Genomic DNA, 25,156 nt, shown 5'->3' on the forward strand with positions numbered 1-25,156 from the left:
AGGAATTGATAGGAAGGATTCGATGAAATATTGCCTCTTTGTCTGTTGCATACTGCTGTCTCTGGTGGCCACAGCTGATTGCTTGCAAAACGCCACCGGAGACGTCATCTGTGGTTACGGTCAGTGTGCGATCAACAGTCTGGGGGATATCAAGTGCTCAAAACACCGAGACGGTGGTGCGGTCAAAAACAGCCTCGGCGATGTCATGTGTGGTAAAGGACAATGTCTTCGCAACAGCCTTGATCAAGTGATGTGCTCGTCGATAGAAGGTGGGGCTGCAGCCCTTAATCGACAGGGCGATGTCAAGTGCTACGGTGGTTGTGAAAAGGCATCCAAAGCGATGTGTGAAAGCGTTCGAGGCAGTTAGAGAGGCTTGGATTAAACTAACGTCTAAGTCTCTTTGACGCGATTAGCTGAGTAGACTCTTCTAACATCTTGTCGTGAATTCACGATTTCTAAAATATCTCAAACTTGGATTTTCTTGAGGGTATGACCATGAATTTTCCGTTATCGGGCGCTTGTCAGTGTGGTGGTGTAACGTACAAACTGTTATCTGAGCCTGCCATGGTGGTCGCCTGTCACTGCAAAGAGTGTCAAAAGCTATCGACCAGCGCTTTCAGCATTACTGCAATGGTCAATGCAGATCAGGTTCACTTTAAAGGTGATCTGCAAGAATGGTCTAGGGTGGCGGATAGCGGTAATGTGAGTGCGGCTAAGTTCTGTCCAACCTGCGGCAATCGCATCTATCATTTCAATCCAGCAGAGCCAGACAAGGTCAAGCTTAAAGCTGCGTCTCTGGACGATACCTCTATTCTAAAGCCAACCGCACATGTTTGGGTGAGCGAAAAGCAGGATTGGTACGAGATCCCTGAGGGCGTTAAAACTTTTGAGAAACAGCCTTGAGCGAGGGAGGTGAACAGCCCTGAGCGAGGGAGGTGAACAGCCCTGAGCGGGGAAGCAGCCTTGAGCGGATGAGGTGAACAGTCCTGAGCGGAAGAACAGTCCTAAACGAATCAGGTAAACAATTCTGAGCAGATAAAGGACCTTTCGCGGATCAAAAGCCTTGTGCCGATAAAGGACTTGAGCAAATAAGTAGGAAAGTCGAATGACGGGACTGACAAATATTCAAGCGATACTCGCGACTATGAGCCCGGAACTGTCGCACGCCGAATTCGTCTTTTGTTCGGTTTCGGGCAGTATTGCCGACTATGTATCATTGGATCCAGTGGCAACCCTCGTTGAACGCGAAGGCTTAACCTTGATTTTGGAGGCTTCTCGAGCTCGTTTTGCGGGGTTAACCTACGAGCAGGTCTTTCGGCGTATCACGCTCCAGGTCCATTCCAGTTTGGAGGCAGTTGGCTTGACGGCTGTGGTTTCGACGAAACTCGCTGAGCACGGCATTAGCGCCAATATGATGGCGGGGTATTATCACGACCATATCTTTGTGAAATCTGCGGATGCAGAAACGGCGCTGACAGTGCTGTGTGAGCTCTCAAAGAGCTAAAATTGTGTGTCGGTAGATCTCTAAAACTACCGCTGGGTGTTATAGGGATCTCATGGATAGCGCGATCATAGAGCGAAGGCTGATACCCTTTTTGATGTTAAAAAGCCGATTTTGCCTCTTATTGTCTTTAATGATTTTGGCGCCTTGGCTTTCCGTGAAAGCAGACAGTCTCGACGCAGAGTGCCGCGAAAGTTTGGCCATTTTACCTAATTTTCTTTTAGAAAATGATGCCGGTGCTCGCGACCAACTTGAACGACGGGGGCAATCCTATTTCGATAAAGCATTCAGTATCGCTTCAGAAAAAATCGCTAATGTTAGGGATGTCAGTGATTGTCGCGCTGTGTTAAATGATTACCTGTCCGCATGGCGTCAGGGGCATTTGTGGATTGAAGAGCGGGATCAACCGCACGGTGATGAGGAAGGCACAGCAAAGCCCGATCTATCGGAACCTGCTTTGAGGCCCTTTCTTGAAGAATTATCAGAGACTACCCTGGCCGTAACCTTACCCAGTTTTAAACCTGCGTATAAAAAATGGTTGGAAAAACTGTTGCAGGATCATCGAGATCTACTGATGTCGCACCCTAATTGGATAATCGATGTTCGCAACAATGCTGGGGGCTTTGACAGCACTTACTATCCACTTCTGCCGTGGATATTGGCGGCAGAGAGAATTGATATTGGTGCTGAGTTTTTGGTGACGCCCGTCAATATCAACGCGCAGAAGACGGTTTGTGAGCGCTACGGTGATACGTCATCAAATTGCGCCGAATGGACTGAGCAAATGGTGCATCGAATGACCGCTGCAAACGTGGGCAGCTATGTTGGTAGTCCTGGTGATGCCTCTTCCAGACAAGCGGTCGCCAGACCTGAGTCGGTGCGTCCAAAGCAAATCGCGCTTTTGATTGACAAGAGCTGCAGCAGCTCCTGTGAGCAATTTGTTTTGACAGCACGCCAGAGCTTTTCTGTTAAAGTCCTTGGTCGCCCAACGGCCGGGGCGTTGGATTATTCCAATGTAAGAGCTTATGGATTACCTTCAGACTCGCTAGAACTTTTTTATGCGACATCCCGCAGTCAAAGATTGCCGGAAATGCCCGTCGACGTTACGGGAATCACGCCTGATATTTATTTAAAGAAAACACAAGATAAGGTCAGTCAGCGGCAAGAGCTTTTAATGATCAAGACTTGGTTGGAGACAGGAATGTTTAAGGAGCATTTCTAATGGGGGGTGTGATGAGGTCTTATCGCGAGAGACGTTAGATCCGTCAAATGAAAACATGCGTCGAGGGATGACGATGTATTTTATGAGAGCTGCGTCATTTTGGGTGATGCATAATCAGTACAGCGCTTACCCAGTTTTTTGACGTTCGTTCGATTAAGCGTGAAATTTTAGAAGCAGTAAATCTATGCAAGTCTCTTTAAAGGCAGTCGATAAAAGCAATTACGAGGCGGTGTTTGATCTGGAAGTCGCTAAAAGCCAGCAGAATTACGTCGCGCCGAACTCCTGGTCGCTTGTTGAAGCTGCGTATAACGAAGGTTACGAAACTCGCGCCATTTATCTTGTTGATCAGCCGGTCGGATTTCTTATGTGGGTCCAAGAGACAGAGACAAAGGTCTCGATCTGGCGTTTTATGGTAGATGTAAAGTTTCAGCGAAAAGGCATTGGCCGCCGCGCCTTAGAATTGGCCTTAGATGACATTAAATCTGATCCAAAGGTGGTCGATATCGAGATCTGCTACGACCCCAAAAACCCCGTAGCGAAACCTTTCTATGGTAGCTTCGGTTTCGTCGAGCAAGGGCTGGATGAAGAGGGCGAGGAAATGCTGGCTCTCATTCACAGATAAATTTTACCGTTTACATTGAGAAGCAATGTTGTATGACATTTTCGGACAAAGAGCGTGACGCACTGTTGGCGCTTAAAGGTGTCGGCCCGACAGTAGTACAGCGCCTAGAAGAATTAGGTATTGATTCGTTCCCAAAATTGGCAGGTTATACGGCGGACGACATAACCGCAATGGTTGCGTCTAAATTGCGCTCAACCTGTTGGAAAAATAGCCCTCAGGCAAAGCGTGCCATCATTGCGGCGATCGAGAGGGCTAAACAGGGATAAATATCTTCACGTAAAGAGGTTGATGTATGACGAATTTCGACGATCGAGGATCAACAGTACGGTATTTGTCAGAGGCCGATGACGAGGCGAAAACTGGCGCTCTCATCGGCTATGGTTTGATGGTCGCTGGCCTATTTACAGGAATTTTCTGGATAATTGGTGCCGTCTGGGCAATGGTAAAAAAGCCAGATGCTCGCGGTAGTCTGTTTGAAGATCACTATAGTAATATCATAAAGACGTTTTGGTGGGGGCTCATTCTGACCATTATCGGCGCTATTTTATGTTTGATTTTCATCGGTTATTTATTTCTGTTTTTGGTGTGGGTCTGGTCTGTCTATCGAATCGTCAAGGGTTTATCCAAGATTACCTCAAACAAACCGTTTTATTCGTAGTCTGCCTAACAAGCGGTAACTAATCAGAGGTTCCCTAGGTTTCGTTGCTGGCGCCTCTTTTGCTAATAATCAATTGGTCCTGCGTGTTGGTCATATCCAGTATAACCATGGTCAGAGTATGTGCACGCAGGTCAGTTTTGCACAGCAAAAGAACAGAAGGACTCAATGCAAAGACGTCATTTTCTACACAGAGCCACGGCTTTGGCCAGTGGTATTGCACTCAGTGGATGTGCCAGCAGTACAAAAAATGCTCAGATGAGTGATTCAACGATTCCCGAGGATGGCAGCCCGCTGTCTATTACTGTTCCTCCCCTCGCAGCGATTGATGCGCGACCAGATCGTATTGTTACGATGAATGTGTGCACGCGACCATTCCGTGCGTTAGGCCCTAGAATCGAATTGGAAAGGGTCGGAAAAAAATCCATCGTCCACAGTTATGGCCATGGCGGCAGTGGTTGGTCGCTCTCTTGGGGTTCTGCGATTGAAACGCGCAAATTGGTTGAGGGGACAGGTGCACAGAATATTGCGGTGATCGGGTGTGGGGCGATTGGATTGACCGCAGCCATTGAATTACAACGCTCGGGGTATGCAGTTACCATCTACGCGAAAGAGCGCCCCCCGTATGTGCGCTCCTCCTATGCAACCGGCATCTGGTCGCCGGATTCTCGGATCGTCTCAATGGCTCACGCGCAGCCGTTTGCGGATCGCTGGGAAACCATGGCTAGGTCTTCCTATCGCAAGTTTCAAACGCTGCTCGGTTTGACCACCATGCCTGTTGAGTGGACACACATTTATGACCTTGCTGACAAACCGTTTGGTTCAGAAAGTCATCATGGGCCCGAAGGCGAGCCAGAATACCCGAATTTCTCCGGCACCTTAGCCAAAGGCCTAACTCCTGATCCGGTGATGATTCCTGCATCGGAAAACCCCTTTTCGGCGCCTTATGTCAGGCGTCATCCGTTACTGATGTTTAACATCAGTGCTTATTCGCGACTCTTGCTCGACGAATTCCACCAGAATGGTGGGCGAATCGTGACGGCGGATTTCGCCTCTAAAGAGGATCTTCTTAATCTGGATCAGCCTACCCTTGTGAACGCAACGGGGTATGGGGCTCGCGCGTTGTTAGACGATGACAGTCTTACGCCTGTGCGGGGTCAAACGTGTAAGCTTATCCCGCAACCGGAAGTCAATTACGGTATTTGGTATTGGGATAAAGACGTTTCTGTGTATCCGAGGCGTGATGGACTGCTGGTACAAGCGCAGGCGTACGGGGACTTTGGCAACGAGCTGGCCAATGTCGACCCTGCTGAGTCCATCAGTGCTGTCGAGCGCTTGGCTGACATTATCGCGACGATGAAAACGGTCTAACTTATGGCCTTACAGATCTTCGCCAGCATCCTTTGCTTTTTCTACTAAGGTTGACGTTTCTTTGTGTAATCTCAGTAACAGGGCGACCGACAGCAGTGCAATGATCGGCGATAACCAGTAGAGGTTTTTGATGCCCTGGGCAAGATCTCCGCCGTGGGCATCGCTCATTAATCCGACAGCATAGGGCCCTAATCCCATGCCAAAAATGGTCATGGTTAAAATATAATAACTCATGACCGAGCCGCGCATTCTCGGCAACACCAGCTCCATCAAAGTGGCATAGAGCGGCGGTAGCCACATGGTTAGGATTACGCTATAGCAGGCAAACCAAGCGTAAAATGCGGTCGGCGTTTGTGCGTTAAATGTTGCGAGTCCGAGGAATGGCCCAATCACCAGCGACGCCACCGTCACGTAGAGGCGTCCACTTTTTACCCGTAGGTTAGCCCAGTCCGACAGCGGCCCTGCGATGATGGGGCCAAGCATTCCCGTGACAATCATAAGAATGCCAAATTGGGTTCCCACCACTTGGGCGCTCAATTCGAATTTGGTTAGCAGGAAGGGTGCGGCAAAAGCCATAACACCATAATTGATCACCGTCTGCAGTGCGATAAGGACAATGAGGATGATCATCGACGGGCTGGTGGCGATCAGGGCGAATGCGGGCTTATCTCTGCGCCCCAGTGATTGTAGCCAGTTGAGAACGACATAGCTGCCCAGGCCGATGATGCCCCACTGCAGTTGATTGCCAGTGACCAAAACGCCGCCGAAATTCAGTGCTGGAGGGTTAATCGCACGCAGACTGTCGGTCCAGCCAATCATAAAGCGAGCGATAAGAATGATGGCGAGCAATCCGGCAACATTGATCAGCCATTGTCTTAGAGGCGCTTTCTCTTGCAGCATTTGCCACCAAACGACGAGCGGAAGAACACCGCCAAGCGTTGTTGCGCTTTTGCGAAAGGGATGGGGCTCCGCGGGTGAGAAAATTCCATCCGCCAGTCCCCGACGCGGTTCCTTCTGAAACGCCAGCAGGATACCGAGAAGAATACCGGGAATGGCTGCGACAAAAAATGCGACCTGCCAGCCTCTCAAATCCAGAGGTGCAGTCGCATCGATGTAACGATTATCCCAGGCATCCGCGACGAAACCGCCGACCACAATGGCGGCACCCAGCCCCAATGCAATGGCCGCCGCCATAAGAGCCATGACCGTGCCGCGCATTTTCTTGGGAAATATGTCTGAAAGGATCGACATGCCCGCCGGCTGGGTACTGGCTTCGCCGATGCCGACACCGAGACGTGAAACGGCCAGTGTTGCGAACCCATTCGCCGTGCCGCCGAGGGCAGTTGCACCCGACCAGGCGATGATGGAAATCGCCAGCTGTTTGGTGCGGTTCCAGCTGTCGGCGAGTTTTCCCAGGGGCAGAGAAAAAAGTGCGTAAAAAAGGGCGAATACTGTGCCGTACAGCAAGCCCATTTCCGTATCACCGATGTGCAAATCTGCCTTTATCTTAGGCATTAAAATGGTCAAAATCTGACGGTCGACCATCGACATTGCCTGACAGGCACCGATCAGTATCAGCAGATACCAAGCGGCTTTACCGCCCAAGGCATAGTCGTGACCGATGGGTGCGAGCGTTGGGTCAGTTGAGTTTGTTAAGCCGGAAGACGTGTTCGGCATTGGTTTGCATGAGTCGGAGCTTGTCGTTGTCGGAGAGGTCGAGCTGGTCATATACGGCTACTTCATCGGAGGATTGCTGATAGGGGTAGTCCATGGCGTAGAGGACTCGGTCGGCGCCCAGAACGTCCATACAGAATTTGATGGCCGGTTCCCAGCCAACACCGCTGGTGGTTACCCAAATATTGTGGTGAAAGTAGTAGGAAACCGGGTGCTGAAGTTTGACAGCAGGCTGCCCGCCCCTGAATCCGGGGATGCCGTCGGCATTGCTTTGCATCCAGTCAAAACGATACAGGTGTAAAGGTAAGCATTTACCCAGGTGGCCCAGTACCAAGCGTAAGCGTGGGTAGCGATCAAACGCGCCTGAGAAAATTAACCCCATGGCATGTATCCAGACGTCGTGTGGAAATCCACCGAGCGAACCGGTGAGGCCGCGTTCCTGATAGTGAGCGGCGGCAAAGGGCGCGGTGGGATGGATGTAGAGCGCAGCGTCTAAAGATTCCAGAGCTTCCAGAATGGGTTCATATTCCGGCAGATCCAGATAGCGGCCTTGAAAGTGGGAGTTGAGTACCGCTCCGTTGAGGCCAAGGCGGGTGATGGCGCGTTCAAGTTCCCGTACAGCACCTGTGACGTTTCGTGGATCAAACGCCGCCAGTGCAGAAAATCGATCAGGCCAACGTTGGCAGCTGGCTGCCGCCAGGTCATTAGCTTCTTCAGCCAAACGGTTTCCCTCTCGTTCCCTGACGACCTGAACACCTGGCGCGGTCAATAACAACAGTTGATGATCGATGCCAAGCTCGTCTATATGAGCGATACGCCCTGGACCAATATCTTGCAACATGTGTTGCAGCTTGGGCATACCGGCAAACATGCCAGCCATCCTCAGGGAGGCATCGTCCGGCGCATTGGGATCGTTCAAATAATCCTGTTGGGCTTTGACCAGTGCAGGAAACGTCCAGGCTTCCTCAGTAGCAATGCGGCGGTAGGGCGCATGTCGATTAATGGCACCGGATGCTGGTGCGAGACCCGTGCGGGTGCGTTGGCCACGCTCGTCGGCGTGGCCACGCAGCCCCGGTTCGCTGCCATCGGGCAGTAAGCTCATTGGGCGTCTTGACCCGCCAAAATGGCGCCGAACCTGGGGTGGGCAAAATGCATGGGCACATCCTGACGATGAGGCCAGGTTTTGCGAATATCGGCTGTGGGTAGAATGCGATCAGGGCCGAGAGGGTTTTCGGGGAAGGTTTGCATCAGTGGTTGCAAGTGTGCTGTTGTTTTTGACCAGCCACTCTCATAATCACTTTGCCATTGCATCATGTAATCTAGGCGCTTGATTTTCCAAACACCGTTTTCTTTGACATAGTCATTTTCATAGATGCCGGCTTCCATAAATTGTTGAGGCAAACCCTCAGGTTGAAAATCCCGGCTCTCGTGACTGCCACCAAATAACATGCCGCGAAAACGGCCTTTGGCGGTTTGCCCATCCGGTGCAACCGTTATGATGTCCTGCATTTGAAAATGGTCGAGGAGAAAGCCATAGGCCGGGCCTTCTTCACCGGGTGCCAAAAAGAAATTCTTGAACCAGGTTCCGTAGAGACGTTTTACGCCCTCTTTTCCGACGTAAACACCGGAGAGGAAAGTGACTTCGCCATCTTCAGCAAAAAGCTCGGCGACATCCTCCGGACGGTTAAAATCAATGTAGTAGCCGTATGCCCAATGGATACGACGAATTGCCTGAATGTCTTCCAGTTCAGTAACGCGATTTTCCAGTTGCGCGAGGCGGCTTTCCAGTTCGGACATGGGTAAACTCCTGTTCGTTATTCTTATGGATTGAGCGGTTTAAAAAATAGAAATCAGGTCATAGAGATTCCGCACTGTGTGCATTCGCTGCGTCTTGCAGCAAGGTGCAGTGTTCTTCGATCATGTGCTGAACCGAGCGGGCGGGATTGCCGGTAAGGCGTTCGACATCATCTGTGCATATGTCTAGATAACCCTCGCGAATAGCGCGGCCGAAACTGACCATGTCGTCGCTGTTCCAAGGAATCCCTTTAATGGATTGATCATCGACGGGGCGGCGGGGCACGCCCATTGCGTCGAAGATGTCATACATTTGCTGGTCATTCACTTGGATGACCTCTAGAGGACAGCCGGTAATTTTCTCCATCAATATGCCCACCTCTTTGAAGGTCTGTAAATGCGGGCCGGTGATGTTATAAATCTTGTTTCGATGTCCTGGGGTAGTGAGTACCGCCACGGCGGCGTTTACGCAGTCGTCTCGCCAGACCATGGCTTCACGGCCTTGTCCGCTGTTGGTATACCATTGCCCTTGGGCCATGTGGTTGGGCCCGGCGTTGATGATCATGGCGTCGGCGTAGTGGGCATCGCGGAGCATCGTCCAGGCCATTCCCGATTCACGAATAAGCGCTTCGGTGTCAATATGGTCGTGGCGTACTTCGGCCGGATTGGCGGGATCGTCAATACCGATAAAGCTGGTGTAGGCAATGTGCTTGATTCCCGCTTGGCTGGCGGCGTTTATCGCCGCCTGATGCTGCAGGACTCTGGCGCCGACGCGGGTGCCTGATATAAGCAGCATGCTGTCTCCACCGGAAACAGCGCTAACAAGTGTATCGGGATGATCAAAATCTCCATAGCGTACCGTACATCCCTGACGTTCACGTTCCGCCAATTTTGCCGGTGTTCGGGTGATTAAGATCAGATCTTCCGCACGCCCTTGGGAAATCAGTTTGTCGGTAAAGCTGCGCCCGTATTGACCGGAGGCGCCGGTCACGACTATCCGGGTCATTGGGCCGCATCCAACTTTTCTTGAGGCACCCACCAACCATGCACCTGCGGGCGCAAACGTTTAGGAATACCGATTCGCGCGACGGGGCCCTTGCCGAGGTCGCCAGCATCGATAATCCAGGCTTCGCTGGTGAATTCGTTATCGCCAACCTGGTGGTTGACGATAGTTAGTAGCCATCCCTCATGTTCTGGCTGTGCCGAGGGAATATGAACTGGCTCGTTGTAGCAACTGGAGGGCGGTAACGGCAGAGCTTGTATAGGACCGCCAGCAAAATTGAGGCGCAGTAGCATGTTGAACATAGCCGCCACTGGGCCTCCCATGATGGGGGGACCCTGCATATCTGGATTCATGGTCAACATCCAGCCATGATCGTAGGGGCGGCCCTGCCGGGCGGCTGGTATGACGGGGAAGTCGCCCGGCGGGCCGATTTCAGACGAGGCTACTGTGTCGATACTGCTGTGGTAGTTTACTGTCCAACGGGTCAGAGCACCTTGAACATCTTGGGGATTCATGTGAATACCAGATGCCTCCTGAATAAAGGGAAATGCATTGACATTGGAGAGGCATTGGTCGAAATGGATATTGCCTTCGCCATCTTCAAAGGCACCCATCATGTGATAGCAGGAAACGCCTTTGGGACCTTTAAACCACTTGAGTTCAGAGACATCTCCATAGCGAGGCATGACCCCCAGCCAGCTGTCGGTGTCCATCTCATGAATCCAATGGTCGCCACCCTCACGCAAACGGTCAATGCTCGCAGTCGTTGGGTAGATGGGGAATAGGGCGTAATTTTCAGTGATGGTGAAGTCATGCATCATCGCGCAGTAGGGGGCATCAAACCACTGCTCGCGGATGAGCTCACCCGCCTCGTTGACGATGCAGTAGGCAATTTTGGTCGACGCCAGACCGTCAGCTTCATAGCCGTAAAAGAACAGCTCGCCGGTTTCGGGATCAATGCGCACATGTGCCGTCATGGTTTCCGATTTTAGTTTGCCGCCGAAATCAAAGCGCCCCAGGGTTTCGAGTGTGTGGGGATCGACTTGGTAGGGCAGTCCATCTTCTTTGGTCATTAACAGCCGGCCGGCGTGCCAGACCGGTGTGGTATTGGCAACGGTGCGGTCGACGCCTCTTACGGCGTCGTCGTCGGTATAGGGATTTCGATAGCGCCCAAACAGTGCTCTATTGGCTTCGACTTCTGCCTGGTGGCGGGCGGTTTGTACATAGGCCATATCGAAGCTGGCTTTGCCGTTTTTTATTCGCAAGGCGCTGATCATGCCGTCCCCTGAAAGCACATTGTCGTCGGGGATAAACGGCGGGAAAGCGGGATCCGGCGTCGCGCGAAAAAATACGCCCTTTACGTCGGAGGGGATGCTGCCTTCGATCGGTAAGTCCTGCAGTGAATACTCTTCTCGCACAGGCTCATTCAAGCCCACAAAATGCATGGTTTGCGGATATCCTGACATGCTGAGTTCCCTTTTTTCTTATGGTTTGGGCCGCTGCCAACGTATGAGTTTTGAGGTGCGCAAAGTCGCTTTACTAAGGCGGACCTACTGGGTTAACGCGTTTGGCGGCGGGTTTCACGGAGCGGTCACATCATCGCGGTTCATGTCATTCTAACGAAATTAAATCGCTGCTTAAGAGGTGCAATTTTGCAACTGGCTGTTCCAGTTTCGACAGGTAAATCGCGACGAAACGCCTAAAAATCAAAGACTTCGCTGTTTTATTCTGATGTTTCTGGCGAATAAATGTCGTGGTGCTAAGGAATCTCAGTTTGTGTAAACAATAACATCTGGTAGTTTTCCACGACCAAAATAATGTTAATAACAGGGATTCAACATGTCAGATTATCAGGCGCTTGAAGATCGCATCGTAAAACTTGAGCACGAGCTCGCCATACAACAGGATATTCATCAAATCCGCAGAATCCAGTATTCCTACGGTTATTTTATTGATAAGTCACAATACAATGAATGTGTGGATCTGTTTGCGGAAGATGGGGAAGTGTGGTTTCTCGGTGGTATTTACAAGGGTATTGCCGGCGTGCGACGTCTATACATCGAGCGCTTTCAAACGCGTTTTACCCAAGGCCACAATGGTCCACGCTACGGTTGGTTGCTGGATCATCCTCAGCTACAAATGGTCATTGATGTTGCCGAAGATCGCAACTCTGCTAAGGTGCGTGGCCGCTCGATGATGCAGGCGGGTTTGCACGAATCTGCTGAGGGCGATCAGCGAGCCTGGTGGGAGGGCGGTATTTACGAAAATGAATATGTGCGCGAAGGGGGCGTTTGGAAAATTAAAGCGCTGCGCTACTACCCGTTTTGGCATGGCACCTTTCAAGATGGCTGGTCTAAAACGCCCATCGATTTTATTCCCATGTCGACGCAAACCTTTCCCGAGGATCCCACCGGGCCGGATGAGCTTATCGATCCGGCACCGCGTCTGTGGCCCGCAACAGATACCGTGCCTTTCCACTACGATCATCCCGTCACGGGCAAGTCGATAGAGCTGGATAATTCACGCGCACGAGAAGGTTTTAAAGACTAGTCCGTGCCAAACGACGCAAAGTGGGCGTGGCAGCTTTCTATCCGTTGGCTGCCGTTTTAGCTTGCTAAACTTGGTTCGAGTATCGCTTGAATTTCGGCTTTTGCTTTCAAGAGTTCCGTCAGCAGTCGGGGTTTGTTTCGCTTAAACCTCTGCACAGGTACTGCAATCGAAATGGCATAGACACTATTGTTTCCATAGGTTACTGCGAATCCGAGTCCACATACCCCCTCGGCGTGTTCTTCTAAGTCGTGGGCAAACCCATGTTCTCTTGCGTGATCGATGTCTTTTTTAAGGGCCTCAGTATTAACACCCGGTAACGAGGCTGGTTGAAGATCATCGTTTAAAAAGCGGCAAAGTGTCTGATCGCTGAGTAGCGAGAGTATTGCTTTTCCATGCGCGGTCGTGTGGACCGGGAATGCGGTTCCCACTGGCGAGACCACGCGCAGTTCTTGATCGGAAGAATACTGGTCTACTGAGATTGCGTGAACACCTCGAAAGACACTGACATCGACGGTTTCTCTTGTTCTTCGGCCCAAGATTTCTACAAACGGTCTGGCAAGGGCCACAAAATCAGTGTGCGCAGCTGTGGCGAGAATTAACAGCGCTGGGCCAAGACGTATTCCATCTTTTGTGGTTATGACGAGGTCCTGCTCTTCTAATGTCGAAACCATTCTATGAACTGTTGTTCTGGGAAGTCCGCTTTCACGTGCAAGCGCTGACATGCTGATACCAGATTGAAACTGACCGAGAACCTTTAGGATTGTCGCAGCGCGAGTGATGACTTTCTTGCTACTTTTTTCGACTTCCATTTTTACTCCTTTTCTTACCCATAGAGCACGCCATTGACTCTAATGTCGTCAAGCTTGATACTACTACCACTATACGGAATATATGTCCATTGTGTGGGCAGTTGGTGAGTTAACGATACTTCATGCATAAAATTTCTCACGCCGGTGGTGCGACGCTTCTCGCTGTTGCCTGCCTTACCATCATGGTTGGCTGCGTTATCGTACCCGGACTACCCTCAATTGCGTCCAATCTTCACGTCGAGAAAGCTTCGGGCTGGCTGGTGACCTTGCCTGCGTTGGGGGTGGTGGTTTTCGGACCATTGACGGCAAAACTTATCTCGAGAGTTGGGTTATATCAGACACTTTGCTTAGGGCTTTTTTTGTATGGCCTAATTGGTTTTACCGGCGCTTTCCTTTCTGGATATGGTCCAGTTTTAATTGATCGCTTCCTGCTCGGTGGGGCGACATCTTTTGTCATGACTGCTGGAACCGGACTTATTTCCGAATTTTATCAGGGCAATGTGCGCCTCAAAATGATTGCTCTGCAAGGGGTCTCTATTGAATTGGGGGGAGTGATTTTTCTTTTTGTCGGAGGGTTACTGGCTGAGCTGTACTGGTCTATGCCATTCACGCTCTACCTTTTTGCCTGGATTCTGTTGGTCTTCGTTTATAGGTTCGTACCCAATGATAATCCCGAGTCGGCAACGCCATCTCGAGAGAGTTCCTCTACAACCCAGGCAAGTGCACCAATACAAATCACTTGGGCCGCCGCGTTGGGCTCAATGGTTATTTTCTTTACGGCGATTATTTTACTGCCGCTTCATTTTGCATCCCTAGAAATTAACGCATCTCAGACGGGAATGTTCTTGTCGTTTATTTCTTTGGTCGCGGTGGGGGCGGCATTTGTCATGCCGAAAGTGGTTAATGTCTTATCCGAACCTCAAACTCTTGTCCTTGCGTTTGTGTGTTACGGTTTGGGGCACTTTGTTTTCAGTTTTGCGAGCTCTGTTGCGTTGATGATTCCTGGTGGTGTAGCGCTGGGATGTGGTTTTGGGTTCTCAATTCCGGTGGTTAACCACATAGTTGTTGATTTAAGCCGAGCCCATAGTCGAGGAGAAAATTTAGCAAAGTTATCGATGGCAATTTTTATGGGACAATTCTTGGCATCGTTTATGACTTATCTCCCGGGAACACGAACAACAGTATTTACTATGACCGCAGTGCTTGCGGTGCTCATAGCAATGGCGCTCTTTTTGAGCAGAAGCACATTTACTCACCCGGCAAGTTAAATGAACACACCGTGTGGCAAACCCGATGCGGCAGGGATGCTGAATCGTCAGTGTGTTTATGACGTCTCGTATCGATTGAGATTTACCCAGTAATCGTGTGATCCTGAATGAGCCTTCAGTTGGCTGCCGATTTAGCCTCATCCTCACGCTGCCCGGTGCGTCGCATATCGGCAAAGCGTTCCAGATAAGTATCTCCCCATTTCTGAAGTTCCTTCAAAATCGGCATCAGGGTCTCGCCAAAGGGGGTCAGGTCATATTCAACTTTTGGTGGCACTTGCGCGTATACATGGCGGGAAACGATGCCATCTCTCTCCAGATCCCGCAGTTGTTTGGTCAACATGCGTTGCGTCACATGGGGGATCAGCCGCCGCAATTCGTTGAAGCGCTTGGTGCCATCGGCTAAATGATGAAGGATAACGCCTTTCCATTTGCCGCCTATGGCCTCAATGGCGGCCTCTACGGAACAGCCGAAACTGCAATAAGGTTCTCTGTCGGACACTTTTTTGGTCATGATCGACTCTACATTTGTGTTGGTATCAGTTTCACTCAGTAACGAGACACTCGGCCTATCAGGCTCAAAGTATGCAAGCTCTAAGTATACAAAAAGGTACTACAGCACAATATAGTGCGTACTTGTTGTCTGAGGATGTAACTCTATAATCGGATGTCACTTATAGCAAGTCCAGCCACTCTTTAATTAAGAAGGAAATCACTATGCGCGCCGTTGGCTATTCATTGTCGCTTCCCATTGATCATCCAGATGCGTTGCTGGATATCGAACAGTCAGATCCCTCTCCAACCGGGCATCAGATACTGGTACGCGTCGAAGCCGTTGCCGTCAATCCAGTCGATACCAAGCTCCGTATGCGTATTCAACCTGAGGCGGGCGAGTATCAGGTGTTGGGGTACGACGCCGCTGGAGTGGTGGAGGCGGTCGGTGACAAAGTCACGCTGTTTCAGCCGGGTGACCAAGTCTGGTACGCCGGTGCCATGGACAAGCCGGGCAGTAATGCCGAGCTGCAACTGGTCGACGAGCGTATCGTTGGTCGCAAACCGGAGAGCTTGAGCTTTTCAGAAGCCGCTGCCTTGCCGCTGACGTCTATGACCGCCTGGGAACTGTTGTTTGATCGTATGCGTGTTGCTCGAGAGCGAACCGATGACCTGTTGGTCATCGGCGGTGCGGGTGGTGTTGGCTCAATACTGATTCAGTTGGCGAAACGTTTAACGAAGCTGCGTGTCATCGGTACCGCCTCACGGCCAGAGACGCGTGACTGGGTGAGCAAAATGGGCGCTGATTTGGTCATTGATCACAGCAAGCCGTTAGATCAGGAGTTGAAGGCAGTCGGCATCGACAGTGTGCGTTACATTGCGAGTTTGACGAATACCGGCGCCCACCTGCCAGCGATTGAACAGTGTATTGCACCTCAGGGCGCGATGGGCTTGATCGACGATCCTGAATCTCTGGATATTTTGCCGTTTAAGCGACGTAGCGTTTCGGTGCACTGGGAGTTTATGTTTACGCGTCCAGTATTTCAGACCGAAGACATGGTAGAACAACATAAAATTCTCAGTGAGGTTTCCGCGATGGTTGATCGCGGCGAGTTGGTGACGACTCTGGCGGAAGATTTTGGTCCTGTAAATGCTGCAAATCTAAAAAAGGCTCATCAACTGATTGAGTCGGGTAAGGCCCGCGGCAAAATTGTTATGACGGGTTTTGGATATTAAGTACACGTCAGAATATGTTTTTGGAGTAAGTTATGTCGAAGTTGTTTCAACCCTTGCCTTTGGGTGAGTTGATGTTACCCAACCGTATGATCATGGCGCCGTTAACCCGCTGTCGCGCATCGGCAGGGCGAGTGCCAAATGCGATGATGGCGACCTACTATTGTCAGCGAGCCAGTGCAGGATTGATCGTGACGGAAGCGACCTCGGTAGATCCTATGGGCGTGGGTTACCCAGATACGCCTGGGATCTGGTCCGATGAGCAAGTGGCTGGATGGCGTCATATTACCGATGCGGTGCATGCCGTCGGAGGGCGTATTTTTCTCCAATTGTGGCATGTTGGGCGCATTTCCAGCAGTCTCTACCTGGATGGTCAGCGTCCTGTCGCACCGAGCGCCATAGCCGCACAGGGCCATGTCTCTTTGGTTCGACCAATGCGTGGCTATGAAATCCCGAGAGCTCTGACCACGGAAGAAATTCCTGGAGTGGTAGAAGCCTATCGAAAGGGGGCTGAAAATGCGCTAAAAGCAGGTTTTGATGGCGTCGAAGTGCATGGTGCCAATGGGTATCTGTTAGATCAGTTTCTACAGTCGACGACCAATCTGCGTACCGATCAGTATGGTGGTAGTTTGGAAAATCGAGCCCGACTGCTGCTTGAGGTAACGGATGCGGTGATTGGCGTCTGGGGCCCTGGTCGAGTCGGCGTGCATCTGGCGCCCCGGTGCGATACCCATACCATGGGTGACGCCAATCCTGCCGAGACGTTCGGCTATGTGGCTCAACAACTGGGTCAGCGCAAAGTCGCCTTTATTTATACCCGTGAGAATTTTGATCAACCGCCATTGACGCCGATGATGAAAGAGAAGTTTGGTGGTGTGACCATCGCCAATGAAAATTTCGATTTAGAAAAAGCTGAAGCGGTGTTGTCATCCGGTCAGGCGGATGCCATTGGTTTTGGGAAAGCGTTTATTGCCAATCCTGATCTTGTCTACCGCTTTCAGACGGGGGCCGCACTTAACGATCCGGATTTCGGCACCTTTTACGGCAGTGGTGCGAAAGGGTACATTGACTATCCCGCGTTATATTAATGCCTGATTGGCGGCGTTATTCTGACCTTAGCGCCGCCTGAGAGAGCTGCTATGCATCGGATCAAAGTAAATCGGCAAAAGTCGTTGGCAGAACAACCTGAGGTGGGCCATAACCGGTTCCACCCAGACCTAACACCGACCTTGACGGTCAAGCCTGGGGAAGACGTTCTTATCGAAACCCTGGACGCTTACGATGGTCAGATTCAATTTGGTGATCCATCGTCCGCGTTGGAACAGCTGGATGTGGGGCGTGTGCATCCTCTGACCGGACCCATTCATATTGAAGGCGCAGTACCCGGTGATGGCTTGGAGGTCGAATTTCTTGACGTGATTTCTGAACCCACCGGATTGACCGGAGTTTTTCCCGGTTTGGGGCTTCTGCAGGAAAATTTCCGAGAACATTTTTTAGTTCACTGGAACATTGAAAATGGCTGGGCATCATCGCCACAGATCCCAGGAGTCAGAATTCCGGGCGATCCTTTTATGGGGATTGCGGCCACAGCACCATCCATAAGCTATGTGCAACGCTGGACGGCTCGCGAGCAACGACTCATCGACCGTGGCGGTGTTGCATCACCGCCGGATGCTCACAGTTCCGTCCCTCATGGCGCGTGTGCGCTGCACGGTTTGCGTACGATTCCGCCGCGAGAAAACGGTGGTAACTTTGATGTCAAACAACTAACAGCAGGCTCACGTTTGGTGTTGCCCGTGTTTGTCGACGGTGCTCTGTTTTCGCTGGGGGACGGTCATTTTTCCCAGGGTGACGGCGAGGTGTGTGTCACCGCTATTGAAATCGGTGCCACCGCACTGGTGCGCTTTAAAATTCACAAAGGCGCGTTTGCAAAGAGATCTTTTCAGGGACCTGTTTTCTACCATGACAGTTTTCTGTCGCCAGCGCAGAAGCAGCTTCAGGATCGATTTATCGGTGTGATGGGATATCCCATCACTGCGGATGGCGAACAAGACACTGAGAACCTGCTACTGGCGTGTCGTAATGCTGCAACCCATATGATCGAGCTGCTACAGGAGCGGGGTTTTTCCGCATTGCAGGCGTATGTCATTTGCAGCGTGGCAGGGGACTTGCGTATCGGTAACGTGGTGGATGCCCCCAACTATACCGTGTCAATGGTGATTCCCGAGGCGATCTTTGCGCAATAAGCATGTTTTGCGATCGTGTTCACATCTGGCTTTCAGGGGCTATGCGAGCCAAGCACGCAAGCCGTCGTCTTAGCCAATGGGTATCCGGATCTTTTGTATAGATGACGGCCCTCTGATCTGCATTCTTCGTCCACTGAATCTGCCCATCCCGAAGCTCTAATCGATACGTAAAGTTATCGAGCAGATTTTCTGCATCTCTCTGCAGTTTTTCAGTGATGGCGGCACTGTTCACTAATAATCCCATTTCCGTATTGATGGCGTAAGAGCGGGGATCGAGATTCAATGAGCCTGCAAATACCCGCTTTTGGTCGAAGAAGGCAATTTTGGTATGCAGCGTGATGCTGTCGGTAAAGCCTCCTGGCAGTTGATCGGTGGCTGATGCGCGAACTTCGAACAGATGTACGCCGGCTTTCAAGAGTTCTGTGCGATAAGGAGCGTAGCTGCCGTGAGCGGTGAGGTGATTGTTGGATGCCAACGAATTCGTTACAACCGTAATTTTTACGCCGCGATCTCTCGCGCTTCGGATAACCTCCATACCGGCATCGCCTGGAATAAAATAGGGGGAGATGAGAAAGACTTCCGTCTGAGCTTGATCGATCATGCGCACAAATTCCCGTGTGACGGCCATATCAGAAGCTTGAGATTTGCGCGTGGATGGACGAAAAAGAGTGTAGGGGTCGTCCGCGATCACTTGTACATCTGCGGTTTTAGGTACCATGTCGCCCGCTAGGAATTGTTGAAAGAGCTGGCTCTGACTGGCCTGTTGATACAGTCGGCTGTTGTTGTCATCCAAAGCAGACCGGTAAAACGTTCGCGCTGCATTCAGATCCCATTTTAAGTCTGCTTCCAGAAACGTTTTGATCGGCAGTGAGCGGGGGTGGTTCCAGAAGTCGTCAAAAACGACAGACACATCTTGGGCAATTTCACCTAAGGCGAGAAAATCAAAATCCGTAAACAGACTGTTCTGATTCAGTTGGAAGTATTCATCGGCCAGATTGCGTCCTCCGACAATCGTCAAGGTATTGTCTACGGTAAACGACTTGTTGTGCATGCGGCGGTTGGCGGCGTGATAATCGCCAAGGTAGTTGAGCCATTTGCTGCCAGTACGGGACAGGGGATTGAACATCCTGACTTCGATGTTTGGGTGTTGATCCAGCAGTAAGAGATCTTTTGCAGTTGTCGTTGTGAATACATCGTCTAATAAAAAGCGAACTCGCACACCCCGATCGGCTGCATGCAGCATTCCGTTAGCGATGGCGTAGCTGGAGGCGTCGTCTTTCATCAGAAAACTTTGAATGTCGATGCTTTTTTCAGCCCTCTCAAGGGCCAGCAGCCTGACGCCCAGTGCATCTAATCCATTGGCCAGTGGAAACAGGGCTGAGCTGTCGTCATCCATCTTCAGTGTGGATGTCGTTGCCTTATAGATGCGAGTACTGCGACGGTCGTTATCATCAATGTGGCGGGTAAGTTCCGTTTTTGTCGGAAAATCCAGCGTTGAGCAGCCCCCCAGATTAAGGACGAAGGTGACAGCCAACAGTAGACAGGCAGCTTTAAGATACTTTCGCAGAGATTCCTTTCTCATCAATGACGCCTCATGGAGCGTTTGGTGACATTCCCATACTACTCAGTCAGCCGCCTATTTGCTCGAGTGAATTGCGAAGAAGATGCTTTTGGCATTCCCTTCATTTCGTGATTGCCAGATTCCAAATGTATACTTTTCTTTTCAAGTAGCGACGTAGAACAGACTTTTTCCTCCAGTGAAAGGATTGCATTATGGAAAAATACGGTGCGGAGTTTTTTGGTACTTTCTGGTTGGTTCTCGGTGGTTGCGGCAGTGCAGTTCTGGCGGCTGCGTTTCCCGATGTCGGGATTGGATTGCTGGGTGTTTCCCTGGCGTTTGGTTTAACTGTTCTCACGATGGCATTCGCCATTGGTCATATTTCCGGCTGCCATTTAAACCCCGCTGTATCGATAGGGCTCTGGGCTGCCGGGCGCTTTCCGTCAAAAGAGTTGTTGCCTTATATTGGCGCGCAGGTCGCCGGTGGGTTGGTTGCTGGTGGAATACTGTTTGTGATCGCGACGGGAAAAGCAGATTTTACGCTGGCAGCAGGTTTCGCAACCAACGGCTATGGTGAGGCGTCACCAGGTGGTTACAGTTTACTGTCGGCCTTGGTAACCGAAGTGGTGATGACGATGATGTTCTTGTTGGTCATTCTAGGGGCGACCGATAAAAGAGCACCGGAGGGTTTTGCGCCTATTGCGATTGGTCTGTGTTTAACCCTGATTCATCTGATTAGCATTCCGGTGACCAATACCTCAGTTAACCCAGCGAGAAGCACTGGCGTCGCAGTTTACGCAGGAGGTGCAGCGATCAGTCAGTTGTGGTTATTCTGGGTGGCGCCACTGATCGGTGCTGTCATCGGCGCATTAGTCTACAAAGTTATTGGCAGTGAAAAGCCCGAACCGACAGGAAGACCTGCGGCCGCCGCTGTGTAATACGGGCGTTGCGACAGACGTTCGATTACTGATAGCGTTTGCCATCGAGTTCCAACCAGCCGTCTTCGTGGCGGTTGGCTGGATCGTGGTGAGTCCAATGGATGACGCCGCCCCGGTCGTTCCATTCGTACTCGCCGAAGAATGAGACTCGGTCGCCGGCTTGCAGATCCGGTAACCTCGGTGCCAAGTCGATATTGTGCGCTACCAATACGGTTAAGTCTGGGCTGATATCCAAAATAAATCTCTGATGACGGCTGCCTTGGTTGTCATCGGAGAGAACTCTGGCTACGGTCCCACTCCCTTGAATTTGTAGATCGCTGGTGCGGTTTGCAAAGGCTTGTTCAAGCACTTTAGCGGTATGCTCGACAGCCGCTTTGTGTTCGCCGGATAGCTCTTCTCGAATTTCATCAAGCAGACCTGCTTGTTCGCCGCCGAACAGCGCGATCGCAATTAAAATGAGCAGGCTGATCCATTTATTTTTTGGCATAGCAAATAACGTCGTACGTGTCGGATGTTGAGCTGTGCGTCAGATGGCAGGGCGCAAGAATACTGGTGTGGGGTTGCGATGGGAAGTGTTAGATGACAAAAAGTGCATCAATGCTGATGTAAACGAGCAGTTTTTAGAGTTTGAATTGACCGACATCACTTCGCAGACGAACGACGGCTTGCTGCAGTTCTGTGCCTGCTTGAGATAATTTTGAACCACCTAGTGCCGTTTCAGTACTGAGCTGATTGATTTCTTCTAGGCTTTCGCTGATAGCATTTGCAGACTGAAGCTGACTGTTGGCAACATTTGCGATGTTGGCATTGTTTTTTTCTGTATCGCGAATCAGCAAGAGAATTTGATCAAAGCGAGCACTGATACTTTCCGTAAGCGTTACGCCTTGAGCCACGCTGGCTTTGCTGGACACCATCTGATTCACGGCTTTTTGTGTGTTCATTTCAAGCCCGTCAATCATGCCGCAGATTTCACCTGCTGAGGTTTGAGAGTTTTGCGCCAATTGTCTCACTTGATCGGCGACAACCGCAAAACCTCTTCCTTGCTCTCCAGCTCTCGCTGCTTCAATCGCAGCATTCAGAGCCAGTAAGTTAGTTTGTTCGGCAATTGTGCGTATGACGCCAAGTACACGGGTGATATTCTCTTTATCGTTTTCAACTTGATCGAGGGTGTTGCAGGCTTCATCAACCGCGATAGCCAGCTCTTTCGTGGCGCTATCGACCATCATGATCAGTGCGACACCTTCCTCTGCGCGATGGTGGGTGTCGGCGGTATTTTTTGCAGCGGCCTCTGCAGTTTGAGCCAGTTCTTTGGCACCTTTTCCGGAAAACGCAACGGCATCTGCAACGTCAGAGATTTTACTGTGCTGCCTTTGTACATTTTCACTGTTGCTGTTAGACAGTTGTGTCAGTGTTTCACGAGTCACCTCAATGGTACTTAAACTGTCGGATATCGAATTTATTAAGGTTCGAAGCTGCTGTGTTGCAGATCGAAAATTTCTCGACAAAATATGGATTTCATTTTTGCTTTCTATAGGTGTGTTGGATTCGTGGCCTGAGGCGTCAATACTCAAATCGCCCGATCCAAGTGCGACAACCCGCTTAGTCATTTTTTTAAGGGGTCTAAGTTGGACAGTAACGAGCCCGCCGACAAGAGCGATAAAAATGAATATGGAAATGCCAGAAAGGAACAGCATTATGGTTCCCAGGTAGCGGCTTTGTTCGAGGTATTCCTCTTCGAAGCTGCCGGCGGCGATAGTCCAACCCCAACCTGGCAGCTCTTCAAATGCTACGATTTTGTCGGCAACTTCGCCATTTTCTTTGTACCACGGATAGTTGAGAATTCCGTTGCTTTCTACCAACATCCTTTCAATGACTTGTCGTGTTTCATCGCTCAACGTTTCCATTAAACTCTGCCCCTCGAAGCGAGGATGGTAGACAAATCGGGCATAGTCATGTTTATTTCGCGAAGAAATAAAAATGTAGCCTGTTTTACCCGTAACATATTCTTCCATTTGTTGCCTTAAAAAGGCCCACTGCACTGACATGTCGATGCTGGTGGCTAGTAGTGCAATGGTCTCCTCTTTACGGACGATGGGATGATAATAGGTTATGACATTTTCGGAGAAAGGAATTCCAACACTGATGCTTTCCGCGCCATTCAACGCATCTGAGTATGACGGATTATTCTCAGATATGACTAAATCTGTCAGGGGATTACCTTTGCTGTCCTTTAACGACGTGCTAACAAGAACGAAAGAATCTTGGTTTCTTACAAATATTGAAGCATCGTGGCCGTGAATCTGCGCGAACTGGTCGACTAACTGATTGTTGTTGTTAACCTGATAACCCATACTGGTTGCTAATGGCGCTGACAATGATCCGGATTCTACGGTAACGGACTTGTCGATCATAATTCGAAATAAAAAGAATTTTTGAAATTCCTTACTAAGCCGTTTGCCTTCGCTTTCTAAAATTTTATAGGTATCTGAAAACTCTGAGGCGAGACGGTGAATGTCATTCTTGAGCTGCTCTTCGACGCTGAAGAGTGCGCTCTTCGCTGAAACTTTGTAGATGGAGTAGGTAAAACAGCCAAATACGAGGATACAGACGACAGCCAAGGACACGACCAGTTGTGTGCTGAGCGACAATTGGTGAAATCGTTGCATTGATGCAGTCGACCTTTAAACGGAGATGAATGGTTATCCAAACCAACACCTCTAGTTTAGGTCGAATGATGGTTATTCGCTGTGGCTTGGCGTCTGAGTTGTCTTATTGCCAATCCGTCGGAATTAATGAATGCGCTGTTTGGCAAATCGTATGCAGCAAAGATACTGCATCGAACCTACAAGGATGTAATGACGGCGTGTTTGCAACACAAGGTATTCGTGGGAACTTACTCGAGAATATGAGCTTATCGGCACGACTGAATGAGATACGTCTCTTGTTATAAGGTCAGAATACCTAAATTCCATGTATGAGTCTGCGCTCACAAACTCATACATTTAAGCCAAAGAATTACTTTGGAACTGACTCTGACATAACGTCTATCATCAATTTTTCCATTCCCTTTACGTCAACGGTACGAACCACCGTCTGCAGACGCTCGCCCAGATCCGGTTGATAACCCGGCGCCCACGATAGGGTGTCACCGTAAGATGGGCCGAATTCAGTGGCGGCATCGACATAGAGTTCACTGGATTCATCGATCAACTCAGGATCCAACCAGACCGCGGCGGCGATTTCATCCCAAAGTGGAAATCCCGCTTCGCGATTTCGTATATTTTCCGCAAGTTCCGAGTCGCCTTGGCCCATTGCTTGTAACAGGTCTTTGCGAAGTTCAGTGCCGGTAGATGGATCAACGGGTACCATTACAATTTTTTTCCAGGGGGCACGTAGGGCGATTCGAGCCCCTTCCGGATCAAAGCGGAAATTGAATTCGCGACGTGGCGAATTTTCAAATTCGCGAGCGTATTGAGATGCGGATACGCTATCCAATTGTTGGTGTGGATTGAGGCTCCCGCCCATATAAATCAACTCTTTTGCCAAGCTGGCAAATTCAGGATCCAAGCTTTGCGCCAGTGCGAGGTTTGTCAGCGGACCCGTCGCGATGATGCTGACTTCTCCAGGAAATTCGCGAACTTTTCGAATCAGGAAGTTGGCCGCGATTTCATCGGCAGCTTTGATGCTTGGGTTGCCCTCTGGAAGATCCGGTACGACGTCCCAGCTGTGATAGGGCAAGAGCTCTTCTTTCGTATCTTCGACTCGGGCTTTGGTCCAGGCGCCTTTCCAAACTAATCTTCCATAAAGGGTTTCCCAGAGCTCTGTGGCTTTTTCTGTGTTTACGAGGGGAAAAGTCGCGCCGGGAATCACCGGAATATCGGTACGTTCGGCCAGTTCCAGCCCCCGCAGCGCAGTTGCGACGTTTACGCCCAGCCAGCGGTTGCCACTGACACTGGTGACGCCAAGCACCTCAGCATCAGGCGATTTGATTACCATGTATTGCGCGATGGAGAAGCCGTCATCGTCGAGAATCACTTTGCGTTTTTCCGCAAAGGCAAGGGTTGCGCTGGCGACCAGGGTAGCTGCAACAAAGGTTCGTGTGCTGGCGTGTAAAAGTGTTTTGAAAGTCATTGTGTCGTCTATGTTAATGAGAAAAAGGGTGCCCAGGTAGGACAGAATTTGATGCAAAAAAAAGCTCCCGGTTAGGGGAGCTTATCGACGTT

At 50.5% G+C, this 25,156-nt stretch carries 25 protein-coding genes; 14 read left to right on the forward strand and 11 right to left on the reverse strand.

From position 1 onward, the window contains the following. The first annotated feature begins 22 nt into the window (after positions 1–22). The 8 genes from ACXAFR_RS17755 to ACXAFR_RS17790 all read left to right on the forward strand — a co-directional run bounded on the left by ACXAFR_RS17755 (position 23) and on the right by ACXAFR_RS17790 (position 5,371). Positions 23–367, forward strand: coding sequence for a hypothetical protein (locus ACXAFR_RS17755; protein ID WP_475179126.1), 345 nt, complete (start codon positions 23–25; stop codon positions 365–367). A gap of 128 nt (positions 368–495) precedes the next feature. Next, complete coding sequence (locus ACXAFR_RS17760) at positions 496–903, forward strand: GFA family protein (RefSeq protein WP_475179127.1); 408 nt, start codon at positions 496–498, stop codon at positions 901–903. A gap of 202 nt (positions 904–1,105) precedes the next feature. After that, a complete protein-coding gene (locus ACXAFR_RS17765; protein WP_475179129.1) occupies positions 1,106–1,504 on the forward strand; it encodes an ACT domain-containing protein in 399 nt (132 codons plus the stop codon). Between the two features lie 154 nt (positions 1,505–1,658). Continuing rightward, positions 1,659–2,723 carry a S41 family peptidase gene (locus ACXAFR_RS17770; RefSeq protein WP_475179130.1) on the forward strand — a complete coding sequence of 355 codons (1,065 nt, stop codon included), beginning with the start codon at positions 1,659–1,661 and terminating at the stop codon, positions 2,721–2,723. Positions 2,724–2,907: 184 nt separating this feature from the next. Further along, positions 2,908–3,345, forward strand: a complete 438-nt coding sequence (locus tag ACXAFR_RS17775; RefSeq protein ID WP_475179132.1) for a GNAT family N-acetyltransferase — start codon at positions 2,908–2,910, stop codon at positions 3,343–3,345. Between the two features lie 32 nt (positions 3,346–3,377). Next, positions 3,378–3,611, forward strand: coding sequence for a helix-hairpin-helix domain-containing protein (locus ACXAFR_RS17780; protein ID WP_475179133.1), 234 nt, complete (start codon positions 3,378–3,380; stop codon positions 3,609–3,611). Positions 3,612–3,637: 26 nt separating this feature from the next. Next, on the forward strand, positions 3,638–4,003 hold the full coding sequence (locus ACXAFR_RS17785; RefSeq protein ID WP_475179134.1) for a DUF4870 family protein: 366 nt from the start codon (positions 3,638–3,640) through the stop codon (positions 4,001–4,003). A gap of 165 nt (positions 4,004–4,168) precedes the next feature. Further along, complete coding sequence (locus ACXAFR_RS17790; RefSeq protein ID WP_475179136.1) at positions 4,169–5,371, forward strand: FAD-dependent oxidoreductase; 1,203 nt, start codon at positions 4,169–4,171, stop codon at positions 5,369–5,371. A 9-nt stretch (positions 5,372–5,380) separates the two neighbouring features. On the opposite strand, the gene ACXAFR_RS17795 is transcribed toward ACXAFR_RS17790, so the two are convergent. Genes ACXAFR_RS17795 through ACXAFR_RS17815 form a run of 5 tightly spaced genes read right to left on the reverse strand, consistent with a single transcriptional unit; the run spans position 5,381 to position 11,308 of the window. Next, a complete protein-coding gene (locus tag ACXAFR_RS17795) occupies positions 5,381–7,048 on the reverse strand; it encodes an MFS transporter (protein ID WP_475179137.1) in 1,668 nt (555 codons plus the stop codon). Beyond that, a complete protein-coding gene (locus ACXAFR_RS17800) occupies positions 7,011–8,147 on the reverse strand; it encodes an amidohydrolase family protein (RefSeq protein ID WP_475179138.1) in 1,137 nt (378 codons plus the stop codon). The genes ACXAFR_RS17795 and ACXAFR_RS17800 overlap by 38 nt, the downstream gene beginning before the upstream one ends. Further along, positions 8,144–8,842 carry a nuclear transport factor 2 family protein gene (locus ACXAFR_RS17805; RefSeq protein ID WP_475179140.1) on the reverse strand — a complete coding sequence of 233 codons (699 nt, stop codon included), beginning with the start codon at positions 8,840–8,842 and terminating at the stop codon, positions 8,144–8,146. The genes ACXAFR_RS17800 and ACXAFR_RS17805 overlap by 4 nt, the downstream gene beginning before the upstream one ends. Positions 8,843–8,900: 58 nt before the next feature. Continuing rightward, the gene (locus tag ACXAFR_RS17810) at positions 8,901–9,845 is read right to left on the reverse strand and encodes an SDR family oxidoreductase (RefSeq protein WP_475179141.1); all 945 of its coding nucleotides are present in this window, start codon (positions 9,843–9,845) and stop codon (positions 8,901–8,903) included. Next, positions 9,842–11,308 (reverse strand): carotenoid oxygenase family protein, encoded by a 1,467-nt coding sequence (locus ACXAFR_RS17815; protein WP_475179142.1) that lies wholly within the window; start codon positions 11,306–11,308, stop codon positions 9,842–9,844. Before ACXAFR_RS17815 ends, ACXAFR_RS17810 begins: the two co-directional genes overlap by 4 nt. A 373-nt stretch (positions 11,309–11,681) precedes the next feature. On the opposite strand from ACXAFR_RS17815, the gene ACXAFR_RS17820 reads away from it, so the two are divergent. Then, positions 11,682–12,392 carry a nuclear transport factor 2 family protein gene (locus ACXAFR_RS17820; RefSeq protein ID WP_475179144.1) on the forward strand — a complete coding sequence of 237 codons (711 nt, stop codon included), beginning with the start codon at positions 11,682–11,684 and terminating at the stop codon, positions 12,390–12,392. 56 nt (positions 12,393–12,448) lie between these two features. On the opposite strand, the gene ACXAFR_RS17825 is transcribed toward ACXAFR_RS17820, so the two are convergent. After that, complete coding sequence (locus ACXAFR_RS17825; RefSeq protein ID WP_475179145.1) at positions 12,449–13,201, reverse strand: IclR family transcriptional regulator; 753 nt, start codon at positions 13,199–13,201, stop codon at positions 12,449–12,451. A gap of 122 nt (positions 13,202–13,323) precedes the next feature. On the opposite strand from ACXAFR_RS17825, the gene ACXAFR_RS17830 reads away from it, so the two are divergent. Further along, positions 13,324–14,469: an MFS transporter gene (locus tag ACXAFR_RS17830; RefSeq protein ID WP_475179146.1), complete on the forward strand. Its 1,146-nt coding sequence runs from the start codon at positions 13,324–13,326 to the stop codon at positions 14,467–14,469. A 115-nt stretch (positions 14,470–14,584) separates the two neighbouring features. Here the strand turns inward: ACXAFR_RS17830 and ACXAFR_RS17835 are convergent, their stop codons facing one another. Continuing rightward, positions 14,585–14,980 (reverse strand): winged helix-turn-helix transcriptional regulator, encoded by a 396-nt coding sequence (locus ACXAFR_RS17835; protein WP_475179148.1) that lies wholly within the window; start codon positions 14,978–14,980, stop codon positions 14,585–14,587. Positions 14,981–15,183: 203 nt separating this feature from the next. Here ACXAFR_RS17835 and ACXAFR_RS17840 point away from each other — a divergent pair, with 203 nt between their 5' ends. The 3 genes from ACXAFR_RS17840 to ACXAFR_RS17850 are packed head-to-tail and all read left to right on the forward strand — an operon-like array spanning position 15,184 to position 18,437. After that, positions 15,184–16,194, forward strand: a complete 1,011-nt coding sequence (locus ACXAFR_RS17840; protein WP_475179149.1) for a zinc-binding alcohol dehydrogenase family protein — start codon at positions 15,184–15,186, stop codon at positions 16,192–16,194. A gap of 32 nt (positions 16,195–16,226) precedes the next feature. Further along, entirely contained in the window at positions 16,227–17,279 is a 1,053-nt protein-coding gene (locus ACXAFR_RS17845) for an alkene reductase (RefSeq protein ID WP_475179151.1), read from the forward strand. Between the two features lie 51 nt (positions 17,280–17,330). After that, positions 17,331–18,437: an acetamidase/formamidase family protein gene (locus tag ACXAFR_RS17850; protein ID WP_475179152.1), complete on the forward strand. Its 1,107-nt coding sequence runs from the start codon at positions 17,331–17,333 to the stop codon at positions 18,435–18,437. A 19-nt stretch (positions 18,438–18,456) separates the two neighbouring features. On the opposite strand, the gene ACXAFR_RS17855 is transcribed toward ACXAFR_RS17850, so the two are convergent. Continuing rightward, positions 18,457–20,019, reverse strand: a complete 1,563-nt coding sequence (locus ACXAFR_RS17855; RefSeq protein WP_475179153.1) for a phospholipase D-like domain-containing protein — start codon at positions 20,017–20,019, stop codon at positions 18,457–18,459. A gap of 191 nt (positions 20,020–20,210) precedes the next feature. Here ACXAFR_RS17855 and aqpZ point away from each other — a divergent pair, with 191 nt between their 5' ends. Next, complete coding sequence (gene aqpZ / locus ACXAFR_RS17860) at positions 20,211–20,933, forward strand: aquaporin Z (protein WP_475179154.1); 723 nt, start codon at positions 20,211–20,213, stop codon at positions 20,931–20,933. Positions 20,934–20,958: 25 nt separating this feature from the next. Here the strand turns inward: aqpZ and ACXAFR_RS17865 are convergent, their stop codons facing one another. The 3 genes from ACXAFR_RS17865 to ACXAFR_RS17875 all read right to left on the reverse strand — a co-directional run bounded on the left by ACXAFR_RS17865 (position 20,959) and on the right by ACXAFR_RS17875 (position 25,064). Further along, on the reverse strand, positions 20,959–21,420 hold the full coding sequence (locus ACXAFR_RS17865; protein ID WP_475179156.1) for a DUF3465 domain-containing protein: 462 nt from the start codon (positions 21,418–21,420) through the stop codon (positions 20,959–20,961). 133 nt (positions 21,421–21,553) lie between these two features. Next, entirely contained in the window at positions 21,554–23,599 is a 2,046-nt protein-coding gene (locus ACXAFR_RS17870) for a methyl-accepting chemotaxis protein (protein ID WP_475179157.1), read from the reverse strand. 349 nt (positions 23,600–23,948) lie between these two features. Next, positions 23,949–25,064 carry a nucleoside hydrolase gene (locus tag ACXAFR_RS17875; RefSeq protein ID WP_475179159.1) on the reverse strand — a complete coding sequence of 372 codons (1,116 nt, stop codon included), beginning with the start codon at positions 25,062–25,064 and terminating at the stop codon, positions 23,949–23,951. Positions 25,065–25,156: the final 92 nt, after the last annotated feature.

The sequence above is a fragment of the Pseudomaricurvus sp. ABR4_320 genome (genome assembly GCF_056159445.1).